At 48.5% G+C, this 13,860-nt stretch carries 9 protein-coding genes; 3 read left to right on the top strand and 6 right to left on the bottom strand.

Features of this window, described 5'->3' with window-relative positions; all coding sequences use genetic code 11:
• The first annotated feature begins 11 nt into the window (after positions 1-11).
• Positions 12-3,266, top strand: a complete 3,255-nt coding sequence (locus tag BRW63_RS09510) for a DEAD/DEAH box helicase (RefSeq protein ID WP_073070654.1) — start codon at positions 12-14, stop codon at positions 3,264-3,266.
• Between the two features lie 60 nt (positions 3,267-3,326).
• On the opposite strand, the gene BRW63_RS09505 is transcribed toward BRW63_RS09510, so the two are convergent.
• The 3 genes from BRW63_RS09505 to BRW63_RS09495 all read right to left on the bottom strand — a co-directional run bounded on the left by BRW63_RS09505 (position 3,327) and on the right by BRW63_RS09495 (position 5,066).
• Positions 3,327-3,851 (bottom strand): hypothetical protein, encoded by a 525-nt coding sequence (locus tag BRW63_RS09505; RefSeq protein WP_073070653.1) that lies wholly within the window; start codon positions 3,849-3,851, stop codon positions 3,327-3,329.
• Positions 3,852-3,887: 36 nt separating this feature from the next.
• Positions 3,888-4,625, bottom strand: coding sequence for a hypothetical protein (locus BRW63_RS09500; RefSeq protein WP_143162032.1), 738 nt, complete (start codon positions 4,623-4,625; stop codon positions 3,888-3,890).
• Positions 4,626-4,835: 210 nt separating this feature from the next.
• A complete protein-coding gene (locus BRW63_RS09495) occupies positions 4,836-5,066 on the bottom strand; it encodes a hypothetical protein (protein ID WP_073070651.1) in 231 nt (76 codons plus the stop codon).
• 134 nt (positions 5,067-5,200) lie between these two features.
• On the opposite strand from BRW63_RS09495, the gene BRW63_RS09490 reads away from it, so the two are divergent.
• Both BRW63_RS09490 and moeB read left to right on the top strand, forming a co-directional pair.
• On the top strand, positions 5,201-5,770 hold the full coding sequence (locus BRW63_RS09490; protein ID WP_073070650.1) for a Mov34/MPN/PAD-1 family protein: 570 nt from the start codon (positions 5,201-5,203) through the stop codon (positions 5,768-5,770).
• 51 nt (positions 5,771-5,821) lie between these two features.
• Complete coding sequence (moeB, locus tag BRW63_RS09485; protein WP_073070649.1) at positions 5,822-6,994, top strand: molybdopterin-synthase adenylyltransferase MoeB; 1,173 nt, start codon at positions 5,822-5,824, stop codon at positions 6,992-6,994.
• A gap of 296 nt (positions 6,995-7,290) precedes the next feature.
• Here moeB and BRW63_RS09480 read toward each other — a convergent pair whose 3' ends face one another.
• From BRW63_RS09480 to BRW63_RS09470, 3 genes are all read right to left on the bottom strand, one after another.
• On the bottom strand, positions 7,291-10,644 hold the full coding sequence (locus tag BRW63_RS09480) for an Eco57I restriction-modification methylase domain-containing protein (RefSeq protein ID WP_073070648.1): 3,354 nt from the start codon (positions 10,642-10,644) through the stop codon (positions 7,291-7,293).
• 209 nt (positions 10,645-10,853) lie between these two features.
• Positions 10,854-12,197: a response regulator gene (locus BRW63_RS09475; RefSeq protein ID WP_073070647.1), complete on the bottom strand. Its 1,344-nt coding sequence runs from the start codon at positions 12,195-12,197 to the stop codon at positions 10,854-10,856.
• 269 nt (positions 12,198-12,466) lie between these two features.
• The gene (locus BRW63_RS09470) at positions 12,467-13,660 is read right to left on the bottom strand and encodes a sensor histidine kinase (protein WP_073070646.1); all 1,194 of its coding nucleotides are present in this window, start codon (positions 13,658-13,660) and stop codon (positions 12,467-12,469) included.
• Positions 13,661-13,860: the final 200 nt, after the last annotated feature.

Here is a 13,860-nt window from a genome sequence, read left to right as displayed (position 1 = left end):
TTAAAACTCAGATGGCAGTTTTACACGGTAGCTGGTTATTTCACACCCAATCGATCGAGGCTTCACCCGCTGAGTTGCAGGCAGGATGTTTGCTGATTTGGGGCGAAGCTTGGCGACGATTAGAGCCGTCTGGCGAAGAGACTTCCGCCGCCTTGATTCCAGCCCATCCCTACAGTATGAATCGAGCTGAACTGGTGGAGTTTTTGACTGAACTACAGCAGTCCAAACGCATTAACTTACCGATGCTAGAAACTGTTGCTGCGATCGCCAAACCCAAAGGAAAGCGCGGCAAAGAGTCGGAGCAGACGATCGCAAAGGAAACGGGATTGTGGCGATCGCAAATTCTCGCCTTGCCGTCAGTTGCCCTAGAATCAGAAGAAATTTTAGTGCCGCAACTGTCTGCGATCGCTCCGTCCAATGAGCCAGTTCCCTTACATCTGTGGCGGGTAGACGGACTCTGCCTCAAACCGCTCGAAGCGTTGCAATTTTTGAACGCGCTGCCGTTAGGGTCACTAAATGAAGAAGATTCCTTTTTGGGCGGAGATTTGCGCTTTTGGTCACACACCGCCCGTTGGAGTTTGGATCTGTTAGCTCGATCGAAGTTTCTACCTAGTTTAGAAACTCAAGAAATTCCCATTGCCCATTGGGAAGCCTTACTCGATAGCTCGACCGATCAAGCGCGCTTGGGCAATTTTGCGCGATTGATGCCGTCTGTGTGTCGCACCTATCAGCAAGAAAATCTAGAGGATTGTAGGGCGATCGAGCTTCCACCCGAACCGCAAGTCCTGCTGTCTAGCTTTCTCAATCAAGTCGTCGATGCTCAAATTAGAGTGGCGGTGGGCAATCATCCCGTTCCCATTAAACTGTCTCGTGAAGCAGTGGCGCGGGGAGAAGTCGCGATCGAGTCTCCGCTGCGAGAGTGGCTGCAAGCTTTGGGGCAATCACCTCAGATCAGTGCAGATGGAATCGAGCGATTAGAGGCAGCGTTAACGACTTGGAAGGCACCTTTACGAAATTATCAGACGGCTCAATTTCGGACTTGTTTGCGGCTTCAGCCTCCGCTCAATCATCAAAAAAATTGGACGCTGGAGTATTTGCTGCAAGCGATCGACAATTCTGAATTTGTGATCAGCGCCTCAACGATTTGGCGGAATCCAGTTGATCGCTTAGTTTATCAAGGACGCACGATCGAGCATCCTCAAGAAACCCTACTCATGGGGTTGGGACTCGCCTCGCGTCTATACAATCTGATCGAACCAAGTTTGCAAGAAGCTCGTCCGCAGTCTTGCCAGCTAAACCCGATGCAAGCCTATGACTTGATCATGAATGGTTCATGGCGGTTGCAAGATAGCGGTTTGGGTGTGATTTTGCCGCCCAGTTTGGCAAACCGGGGCGGTTGGGCAAATCGATTAGGGCTGAAGATTCGAGCCTCAACGCCGACTAAGCAAAAAAAAGGACAATTAGGGTTGCAAAGTCTGCTCAACTTTCAGTGGGAATTGGCGATCGGCGGGCACAGCATTCCGAAAGCAGAATTCGATCGCTTAGTGGCAATGAATGCGCCATTGGTTGAGATTAACGGCGAATGGGTGGAGCTACGATCTCAGGATATTAAAGCCGCCCAAACCTTTTTTGCTGCCCGCAAAGATCAAACCACGCTGTCTCTAGAAGATGCGCTACGAATTAGCACTGGCGATACTCAAACGATCGAAAAGCTCCCGGTTGTCAGCTTTGAAGCATCGGGTGCCCTGCAAGAATTGGTGACGACGCTCACCGGAAATCAATCGCTAGAAGAAATCGAGACCCCTACAGACTTTCACGGCGAACTCAGACCTTATCAATCTCGTGGCGTGGCCTGGTTAGCCTTTCTAGAGCGCTGGAGCTTAGGCGCTTGCCTCGCCGACGATATGGGACTGGGCAAAACCGTGCAGTTCATCGCCTTTATGCTGCACCTGCGCCAGCAGGGAACCTTAGAACACCCGTTCCTGCTGGTCTGCCCTACGTCTGTTTTAGGCAACTGGGAGCGTGAAGTTAAAAAGTTTGCGCCCGTCCTCAAAGTTTTGGTGCATCACGGGGATAAACGTCCTCAAGGGGCAGCTTTTACGAAAGCTGTACGAGATTGCAATCTGGTGGTGACGAGCTATGCGTTGATTCAGCGAGATGTCAAAACGTTGACCGCCGTTTCTTGGCAAGGAGTCGTTTTAGATGAAGCGCAAAACATCAAAAACCCAGACGCAAAACAATCTCAGGCAGTGCGGCAACTCGAAGCGCAGTTTCGCATCGCCTTAACTGGAACGCCCGTCGAGAATCGTTTATCAGAATTATGGTCGATTTTAGATTTTCTCAATCCGGGTTATTTGGGGCCGCGTAATTTCTTTCAGCGTCGATTTGCGATTCCGATCGAGCGCTATGGCGACACGACCTCGCTGCAAACCTTGCGATCGCTGGCTCAACCGTTCATTTTGCGACGACTGAAGAGCGATCGTGAGATCATTCAAGATTTGCCCGAAAAACAAGAAATGACTGTTTTTTGTGGACTGTCTGCCGAGCAAGCCGCGCTCTATCAGCAAATCGTAGACAAATCTCTAGCGGACATTGATGCCGCCGAAGGCATCCAGCGTCGCGGCATTATTTTGGCACTGTTGACCAAACTGAAACAACTCTGTAATCATCCGACGCTGTTAAAGCACCCAGAACCTGATCATTCCACCTTTGAAAGTCGATCGGGCAAACTTCAGCGCTTAGAAGAAATGCTCGAAGAAGCCGTTGCCGAGGGCGATCGGGCACTAATTTTTACGCAGTTTGCCGAGTGGGGAAAGCTGCTAAAAGCGCATCTAGAACAACGGCTCGGACGAGAGACTCTATTTCTATATGGTGGCACTTCTAAAAAGCAGCGCGAAGAAATGATCGATCGCTTCCAGCAAGATCCGCAAGGGCCGCGTGTGTTTATCTTGTCGCTCAAAGCAGGCGGAGTTGGATTGAATTTAACCCGCGCCAATCATGTGTTTCACTTCGATCGCTGGTGGAACCCGGCAGTCGAAAACCAAGCCACCGACCGCGTGTTTCGGATCGGGCAAACTCGCAATGTGCAAGTCCATAAATTTGTCTGCACGGGCACCTTAGAAGAGCGCATTCACGAAATGATTGAAAGTAAAAAAGCCCTAGCAGAACAAGTGATCGGCGCAGGTGAAAACTGGCTCACCGAACTCGACACCGACCAATTGCGGAATTTGTTATTGCTCGATCGCAGCGCCATCATTGCCGAGTAGGGGCAATCCCCCCGTGGTTGCCCTCCGTCAGGTAGGCACTGTTTCATATTCTCTGCCCAATCAACGACGGTCTAACCACTGCCGAATACGAACTTTAGACGACACATAAATCGGCAGTTGATAATGCTCAACCATCAGCCACGCCACAAACGAAAAGTGAGTTAAAAAAGTCAGCCCTACCCACACATTGGGCAACCAATCTAAAGTGCTGCCCTCAAGCGGCGGCACGAGCCGAGACGATAAAAAGATCAGCGATGGAGGCAACACCACCAAAATCACGCCCACGATCCAAATCACCAGCGTCAGGTCAAAATCTAGCTGATTAGCCGCTTGCCAGTTGCGCCCATTCCAGCGCCACGTCATCGGCTGAGAGCTATCTTCGACGTGAATCGATTGCTCTCGCAGGTTAGCCGTAAAAATGTGACGACAGAAATTACAGGCAAACGCATCCATCAGCGTCAACTCGGCAATTTGCCCATGCCGACAAATCGGACAGATGTAAGTCTCGTGAAGGTTAAGGGTGCGCCGATCGAGCGTCGATCGCGCCGATGACTTGCCATCAAAACGCTGCGTGGGTTCTGTCATGCCAACCAACTCCTAGACTTAGGAAGGGTAAAGCAGCTATCGAGCGCTCACAATTTGCCCAGTGCTGCCAACAGACTTGGTGACTTCAACGCCGTTTTGTTGAAGAACGATCGTCGGTTCGCCAGTCTTGCTCATGATAATCCGTTTCAGCAAAACGCTGCCATTGGCAATATAGTCTCCAGGCTTAACATAACGAGCCGTCCCTTCTTGAGGCGATTGAATGATCGCGATCGCTTTGCCGCCAATCTGCACCACTCCAGTAATCTGCACAGCATCAGCAAGGCTAGTGCGTGAAATGGGCGCGATCGTCATCGGAGTCTGAGCGATCGACAAAGGTGGCAGCGCCGCGATCGGACTCAAAGACGGCAGTTTAGGCGCTTGAACGATGGTTTGAGGAACCACCTGCACCGGAAGCTTTTTCACCGCTGGCTTTGCAGAAGTTTGAGTTGGGGTGACGGGAGACTGAGCCGTTTTCTGGGGAGGAAGCTGAATTGAGGCAGGCAAAATCGCCGAAAACGGATCGCGCCGACCCGTCGTAGAAATTTGCGACAGCCGAGCCTTAGAGCTTGTGGTCTGAATCATTCCCTTAACAGGAATCGTTGGTAGAAAGGCGCTGGCTGCTGGAATGGTGGGCTTTTCAAAAGCTGGAGAGACGGGAGCTTGAACGACAGGTTCGGCAGGTGAAGATGAGTTATTGACGGCTCGATTATTTCCACAACTCGTTAAAACTAGAGTTGCAACTCCGAGACTCGCTATCCACAAAACCTTGTTCATGATCACTCCTCCTGACTGTGTAGATCTGCTCACATCCATACCAGGATATCGCTCATTTCAGAATCTGATCCGTTCATATAATCAATCAAGGGTTTGAGGTCAACGCCCGATGTCGATCGATGACCTGCAACCAAGGCGTTTTCACTTCTTCATAGCGTTGTGGCGTTGCAAAAATTGAAGTGTTACAAGTCCTACAGGGTACACGCGATCTTACCGAAGTGTTGCGAGAACTGGATGAGATTTGAAGTCAAAAAACCAAGCAATTTGCATTAGGGTAGCTTCCCATTCTTCATCAGACAATACCTTGCTGGGTGATTGAGATTGAGCCAGTTGAGTTTCAACCAGTTGTTCAAGAAATGTCTCTACGGCTAAACCCTTAGCAGCAGCTTGGTTAAGCAATTGCTGTTCAATTTCTGGCTTAAGTTCTAAGGGGATTGTCATCGTTCTTAAACAAATATAGTGGCTCCTCTATCATGACTCAAACGCTCGATCGCAGTTCTCTTCACAACTTTGTAACTGTTGTCGCCGCGATCGTGTCATAGAATAGACTACTGGCTCATCCTCCAGAATTTCTTGTGGTTCTCAAACTCGATCCTGATCCCCTCCAAGCGATCGTCGCTCACGCCGAAAGCACTTACCCCGAAGAGTGCTGTGGTTTGCTGCTGGGGAGCGCTGACTCCACAAGCAACGCAGTTGTAGAGGTGAAACCCGTTGAGAATTGTTGGAGTGCTGAACCCGCGCTTCCTTCGGAGTTGCGCCAAGCGCTAACCGCTCCCGTCGAATCGCTTGACAAAACTCGTCGCTATGAAATTGCCCCTGAAGCCATGCTGGCAGCAATGCGAGAAGGTCGCGATCGCAATCTGGCAATTGTCGGCATTTATCACTCGCATCCCGATCAGCCTGCTGTGCCGTCAGAGTGCGATCGTCAACTCGCCTGGCAGCACTATTCTTATGTGATTGTGTCAGTCGAGCGAGGAAGCGCGATCGAGGGGCGTAGCTGGCGTTTAGATGCCAATCATCAGTTTCAGCCAGAAAAGATTTTGCAGTCGTCTTCTGCCGAGATGCCCTCTGAAAACTGGGAGCGAATGAGCATGGGTAATGGACGATCGGTTTCCCAAAAGCCCGTTCCCCATTACCCTGTTTGAAGAAGTCTGAGTTTTAAACTGTTCGATCGAACCTGTCTTAATCACACCGCCATGCTAAATCCCAATCTGGATGACATCCAGTTATCAAAAGACGAATACGCTCGTTACTCGCGGCACATTATTTTGCCAGAAGTCGGGCTAGACGGACAAAAACGTCTCAAGGCTGCCAGTGTGCTCTGCGTTGGCACAGGCGGACTCGGCTCACCCTTACTGCTCTATCTTGCTGCCGCAGGGGTCGGGCGCATCGGCATCGTCGATTTTGACGTAGTAGATACTTCTAATTTGCATCGTCAAATTATTCACGGCGTGTCTTGGGTCGATAAGCCAAAGATCGAATCTGCTAAACATCGCATTCTAGAGATCAATCCGACTTGTCAGGTTGATTTATATGAGACGCGGTTAAGTGCCGAAAATGCGCTAGAAATTGCCCGACCTTATGATCTCGTGATTGACGGCACAGACAACTTTCCGACCCGCTACTTGGTCAACGATGTTTGCGTTTTGCTAGGCAAACCTAACGTTTACGGCTCTATTTTTAGATTTGAAGGACAGGCAACCGTCTTTAACTATGAAGGTGGGCCCAACTATCGCGATTTATATCCAGAACCCCCGCCTCCTGGACTGGTGCCTTCTTGTGCAGAAGGTGGCGTTTTAGGCGTTTTGTGTGGAATTATTGGGACGATTCAGGCAACCGAAGCCGTTAAAATCATTTTGGGGCAGGGCAACACCCTAAGCGGACGGCTGCTACTCTATAACGCCCTAGAAATGAAGTTTCGCGAGTTGAAACTGCGACCCAATCCGGTGCGCCCGGTGATTGAGAAGCTGATCGACTATGAAGAGTTTTGTGGCATTCCTCAAGCAAAAGCAGCCGAAGAAAAGGAGCGTGCAGGCATGGAAGAAATGACAGTCAAAGAGTTGAAGCAATTGCTCGACAGTGGCGCAAAAGACTATGTGCTGCTAGATGTGCGGAACCCAAATGAGTATGAAATCGCTCGAATTCCGGGTTCTGTGCTGGTGCCGTTGCCCGATATTGAGAATGGGAGCGGAGTCGCGAAAGTCAAGGAGTTGCTGAATGGTCACAAGCTGATCGTTCACTGCAAACTAGGCGGACGATCGGCAAAAGCCCTTGCGATTCTCAAAGACGCTGGAATCGAGGGAACGAATGTGAAGGGCGGGATCACTGCCTGGAGTCAAGAAGTTGATGCTTCGGTGCCGGAGTATTAAAGATTCTGAACAGATTCCCGGCTTCTCAAAAAAGCTGGGAGTCTGGGAAGGCTTTGCCCTCAATCGAAAGAACATCCCGACCTGCTTAAAGAACATCTTGAACCATTTAGAGAACACGTTGACCGATCGAAAGAACAAGTTGACTTGTTGAGAGAACATCTCGACCTGTTTAGAGACCATCTCGACCGATCGAAAGAACATCTCAACCTGTTTAGAGAGCATCTCGACCGATCGAAAGAACATCTCGACCTGTTTAGAGAGCATCTCGACCGATCGAAAGAACATAAACATCCATGCTATAGGTGATGTGCTGGTCGGGTTGGCTTAGGGATGGGCATTCGGGGCGGTGCTGTTTTCCACATTAGATCAATCTCTTCAGGCGTTAGCCCATAAGCTTGATTGACTAGATCAGATAGCTGGATCTCGATCGCTAATGCCTCAGCCTTACGAGTTTGAATCTTAGGCGCATAGTCGTTATAGACTTCTCTCAATTCTTTGAGGGCTTTGGGGTTGAGTGATGAGTTTTTGGGTTTGCGGGTTTTAACTTCTTGCACAAAGAGGTCGCAATCAAGGCTAGAAAAGTCTTCTAGCTTTTGACCCAGTTTTTCGATATGTTGTTCGACTCGGAGCCAGTCTTGAACTTCTCGATCGCTTTCCTGATTGGCTTTGGTAATTTCGATTAAGCGAGTGACGATCGGTTCAACCTGCGATCGGATTTCGTCGGTAGGTGGTGCGATCGGAGAAGATTGCATTAAGTACCCAGATGGACTTAATGCTTCATCCTTCATATGCGGTAAGTATCGCCAGTTATACCACCATAAAAGAGGCGAATTGAGTACTCCAAGAAGATATAAATCGGAAGTTGGTAAAATAAACGCTTTGTTATTAATGTAAAGACCACTTTCATCGTAACCAAACGCTGAGTGAAACTGGATTTCCTGATAGACTATTTTGGGTTTTTCAAAGAGGCGATAAGAACCTGTTACTCCTTGTAGTTGCCACCAATTCTGTCCTCCAGCCCTCGCTTCTAATTTTTCCCTATATTTAGCCAGATGCCTTTCAATAGCTGGAAAAGAGCCTAGATTTACCTCATTAGTTGTGTAAATCATCCATTGCCCTGCGTGTTGAGGATTCCAGCGATTAATATCCTGCCCTCTCAAGAAAGGCTTGATGATCTCACTAGCACGGTTATCTTGTTTTATAAGCTCGTTTCTAGTTTCACCATCGATAACAAACGCTTCGTTAAGACCTGTTTTAGTTCCATATAAAGGACTAATACCTGCAAAATCTTTGAGCGGTACGCCCACTACTTTTATCTTCTGCATCAACGCTTCTACTGCTGATGGCTCCAGACTCCAAGCATCTGCCGTAAACCGTGACCAAGGAAGATCGAAGCCTTCCTGTTGCACATATTGCGATAAGTTGATGTCTTTCAGCTTTTCACGAGGCACAGGGCAAACCCGAACCGACGAATCAGGAGATAGTTTTGTTATTTCTGGTTCTAGTTTTGTTGCAGAAGCCCGCACCGACACAATGCAGGGGAAAGTATCAGCATCAGCAAAAATAGGAGCATGACCAAAATCTAAGATTTGTTCAAACACACTATTTTGAGCAAAAAATCGCCGCAACGATTCCCCATATCCCGCCTTAAACCATTTATTAGTGACAATATAAGACAACATCCCATCCGGCTTGAGAATCTTCAATCCCTTCTCATAAAAATAAGCATAGAGATCTGCAACCCCGTCATAAGACTCATAATGCTGTTGCAAATAAGACTTAAATGGCGTGAGTAACTCTTGCCTCACATAAGGTGGATTGCCAATCACCACATCAAACCCACCATCCGCAAACACCTGCGGAAACGCTGCCTCCCAATTAAACGCCCGACGATCGAGGGTCAAATCTGCCACGATCGAGTTCCCCACCTTGATATTGTCATCCAGATAAGTCAACGCTTTTCCCTGTTCAGCCGTCTTCAGCCAAAGCGATAGCTTAGTGATTTCCACCGATTCGGGCGAGAGATCAACCCCATACAAATTCTCATTGAGCAGAGTTTTGTTGAGATCAAAAAGGCTGCGCTGTCCAACAAATTCACCAGAGCCTTTTCCCTTGGTTTGACTCGCAAACTCCAAAGCCGCAAGCGCTTCATTCACTCGCTCATATTCTCGATTTAAATAGTCAAACGCCGCAATCAAAAACGCCCCAGACCCACACGCTGGATCAATCACTCGCGTTTTGAGCAAAATATCTCGATACGCCTCCCAAAATTGAATCTCAGCCTCTCGCCGTTGCCGCGTCGCTTGTTTAGAAATTTGATCGAGGTGCGATCGCTCAATCAGTTCTTGCTCCTTGCGTTTGAGATAGCCACCCAACGCCACCTCGACAATATATTGAGTCACAAACGCTGGCGTGTAATAAACACCCTGAGTTTTACGCTTGCCCTTCTTTTGATCAAAGGCTTGCCCCGTTGCCAACGCCTTCAATTCTTCTAGATCAGTCACCGATTGCTCAAAGATGTGACCCAAAATGTTGACCGACACCTCAGTATCAAAGTCAAATCGCGCCAGTTCTTTAAGCTGAGTGCAGAGCGAGTCTGTCACCTCAAGCCGCTCATCCAATAATCGATCGGGCTTAAACAAACCCCCGTTATATCCCGGAATTGGCGGATCATCATTCCCCACATCCACCCAGCGAAACACCGCTTTATAGTTCTCCCAAATAGGGCGCAGGTTATATTGATCTCGGTGATCATGAGCCTTGCGAATCGTCTTCTCTGGCAACAGCCGTCTATCTTCACAAAAAGCGATAAACAGCATCCGATCCAGCAGCTTCTGAGCCTTCTCAATCAACACCGCCTCTCGATCGAGAATGTCATCTGGTGCAGAAGCCCAAAAATGCTGCGTCAGATTAATCCGCACAGTTTTGTATTGCTGATAGAGATCTTTAGTGATTGCGTCTTCTGCCTCATTCGACGCTGCCAGCAATAAATCAACTCTAGAACGTGCGTTTGGATCATCCGAAACGGGCAAAAAATTATCGCGACACAGCAGAAAATAAAACCGCTTAAAGGTCTCCAAACTTCTCAAGTCTGCCAATCGAAACGACTCATAATAAGCAGGCGTTTTGCTAGTCTGATACAGCCGAATCTCTCGATAATTAGAGACAATCACCCATTTGCAATCAGCCGTATAATTGGCATAACGCCAGCCCTGATCGACCGCAGACTCTTTGCGTCCCGGTGCAGGTCGATCGAGATCATTTTTCGCACCCTTTAGCTCGATCGGGGCAATCACCCGACCCTGTAGTTTAGCTTTTCCCTTCTTCCCTTCAGTTGCCGTAAAAAACCCTAACGCCCCATCAGCAGAGCCGCCCCCATCAGCGATCGTCTGTTCTGCATGAATCTCCCAGGCTTGCCCCGACCCTTGAATCACCGAGCGATAGCCCAAAACCTGCTGAAAAACATCCGCTAAAAACTGTCCGTGTAGCGAGACTTCCTTAATCTCATCCAAAACTCCTTTCTCTAAAGGCTCAATCCACTGAACAAGTTTTTGCTGTCGTTCCTCCAAATCTGCTGTGAATGGAAAACTCTGCACAGCACTTTTCAGCGTCTTGCTATGAAAGAGAGAATTAGTCGGTTGGCTAGGCATCGTCTGGCAAGCGGTTAGTAACACTACAGAGCGCGAGAACTCATCGAACCCACGTCGTCTCTAAAGTATCTTTGAGTTTGGCACGATCGGTCACGTCAAAATAAACGTCATCTCACTCGATCGACCCTCACCTGAATAGAACCCTTTAAACCTCTGACACTGTTGAAACGCTGCAATTCTCCGACCAGAGTTTGCGTCACTGGATAGAGTTAAGCCTGCCGCGGCCCGATCGTAGCCCGACTAACCACTTGTGCCACCAAATCTGCCTGAAGCCGCGACCAAACTGGTTTTCCCTGAACCAAAATGCCAATTTCTCCAATCACTCGTCGATCGTCTTGAATCGGGCAGATCAGCATTTGAGTTGTCGAGTCGAGCAGCGACTGATAGACAGGCGGCAAGAGGTCGGCACTAGGGTCAACCCAGCAATCGTGCTGAAAGAGACGTAGATAAAAGCGAGAAAAATCTTGTAGCACAATCTGGTTGCCGACCAGAGAAATCGGTGCCACAGTGCCTTGACCGACCTGATCACAGATCACCGTCGCGATCGCATAGTCTTCGTCGTGCAGCGTCGCCCAGCAATAATCTGCCTCCAAGGTCTGTCCCAGTTCTTTTAACGTGAGTTGCAAAATTTGCTGGCGATCGGTCGTCTCGCGGGACTGCTCTAAAACTCGTTGCAGCAATTGGGTGCAAGAAATCGCCTGCTGAAGCTGCTCATTGCGCTGGTGTAGCTGAAGCGTTAGTTGGTCTTGACTGTTTTCTAGGCACTGGTTTTGCTGCTGTAGAGTTGCCTCAACGCGGCGGCGATCGCTCAGATCTTGAAACACCATCACGCCGCCTATAATTTGCCCATCACGATTGCGAATCGGGGAGGCACTGTCTCCGATCGGGCGTTCGGTGCCATCTTTAGCGCGCAGCAGAGAGCCTAGAGGCAAAGTCATCGTGTCACCTCGACACATAGCCGCAAGTAAAGGATTCTCGATCGGCTTTCTCGTGTCTTCATCCACAATGTCTAAAATCTGAGTGATCAAGGCTCCGAGCGCCTGTTCCTGATTCCAACCTGTGAGAATCTCGGCAGTGGGATTCATGAAGGTGATCAGCCCGTCGATGTCAGTCGCGATCGTGGCATCTCCAATGCTGATCAGCGTGGTCGCATACCATTGCTGAGTGTCTTTTAGCGCTTTCTCTAACTGATGTCGCTGTAGAGCAATTTTGATGGTCGCTTGCAGTTCTGCCTCTTGGAAAGGCTTGACGAGATAGCCAAATGGAGAGGTTTCGGTTGCCCGTTGCAGCGTTTGTTCATCAGCGTGGGCCGTTAAATAAACCACGGGCACGTCTAACTGAAAATAGATATTCTTTGCGGCAGCAATTCCATCAATATCTCCTTGCAATCGAATGTCCATCAACACTAAATGCGGTCTAGCTTGAGCCGCAATCTGAATCGCCTCTCTGCCCGTTGTGACAATTTTAATGACTTCGTGCCCTAGCTTCTGCAAAGCTTCCTGCACATGCCACGCGACAACGCTTTCATCCTCAACCACTAATATTTTCGCCATGTTCGCAGATTATTATGTATCGTCTAACCGTTTGATTCCACTATTAGTTAACCCATTTCACTAAGCTTAATGAAATGAGCCGCTAAATTTAGGGAGTGATCAGACTACTTCGGCGCGTGTATTAAATCAGGCTATTAGCGCAAATGAGAGTCAAAAATAACCCGTCGCGATATCAGCCTTACAGAGATTTTCTTCAAGTCATTGAAGAAAATTCGCGAAAGATCAGAGAGCGATCGATCGCTAAACTGCTTAGAGCATTGTAGAGCTATTCACAAGTCACTAAACGTAATTGTGAAGCAAGTTTTATCAGTTTTGTCTAACTCAAAATGCCCTTGCAATTGGTTGACGAGTCCGTGCACGAGTCGCAACCCCATTGACTGAATGGTCTTGAGTTCAAACGTTTCTGGGAGGTTATTTCCGTCGTTTTCAACAGTTAGATAGATTTGACCACTTGATACTTTCTTTAACGTGACTGCGATTTCGCCCGTTGTGCCATCTGAAAAGCCATGTTTAAGGGCATTGGTCATCAGTTCATTGAGCACTAAGCCACAGGGAATTGCTTTATCTAAACTCACTAAAACATTATCATCTACATCCATTTTTAACTGCACCAGATCAGGCTGAATTCGATAGGTATAAAAAAGACTTGTTGTCAGGGTTTGAATATATTCTGAGAAATTAATTCTAGCTAAACTTTGCGATCGATACAAGTTGTCATGAACAAGCGCCATCGCGCTAATTCGACTTTGGCTGTCTTCAAAAATTTGTCGCACTTTCGGGTCTTCAATTCGCTGAGCTTGGAGATAAAGCAAGCTAGAAATAATCTGCAAATTGTTCTTGACGCGATGATGAATTTCTTTGAGGAGCGCTTCTTTCTCTCTCAAAGAGGCTTTAATTTGCGCTTCGGCTTGCTTTTGCTTGGTGATGTCTTCAAGCGTGCCTGTGTGCCCCATCAAATTGCCGTCGTTGGAGACGATCGGAGCCGTTCGCACTCGCACCCACCGCACGGCACCTTCCGGGTTAACCAATCGAAACTCATCGGCGTGGGGTTGCCCGGTTGGGGCTTGGGCACACCATTGAGACACAACACGATCGCGATCTTCAGCATGAATCACCGTCGCAAACTCCTGACCTAGACTTGCTTCTAGAGTGAAGTCGCCTATCTCGTGGCAGCGAGGATTGGTGTAAGTGATTCGCCCATCGACATCGCAGGTAAAAATGCCCACTGGTGAGCAAGCGCTCAGAGCACGCCACTTTTCTTCACTCGCTCTCAAAGTCTGCTCACCCTGCAATGGCATCTCTAACCCGTCAATTTTTTGCAGCCCACTCAACAAATTCTCAAAGAGGTAATTGAGATGCGTTGCTTGTGTGTCGGTCTGCGGCAAGAGGGCGATCGTTTGCTGCAATTGCTGAAATTGAGTTTGAATATCACCGATGTGTTGCGCCAACTCATTCCACTCCATGGGCGGTGTCCCTATTTCTGGAGACTGCTTTCATCCTTCTTAATCTACTGCGATTGCATCTCTTTCACCGTGATGAATAGAGAAAATTAGGGAATGGTTCGATCGAGTGAACCAGCCAAATGATCTTCAGCCGTATGGAAGATCTGTTGATCTATTTAGCCAATACGGAAAGCTCTACAAAGATAGATCGGGCTTCCTTC

The sequence above is a fragment of the Phormidesmis priestleyi ULC007 genome (genome assembly GCF_001895925.1).
Lineage (GTDB): Bacteria > Cyanobacteriota > Cyanobacteriia > Leptolyngbyales > Leptolyngbyaceae > Phormidesmis_A > Phormidesmis_A priestleyi_A.
This window is presented reverse-complemented; position numbering and strand designations above follow the sequence as displayed.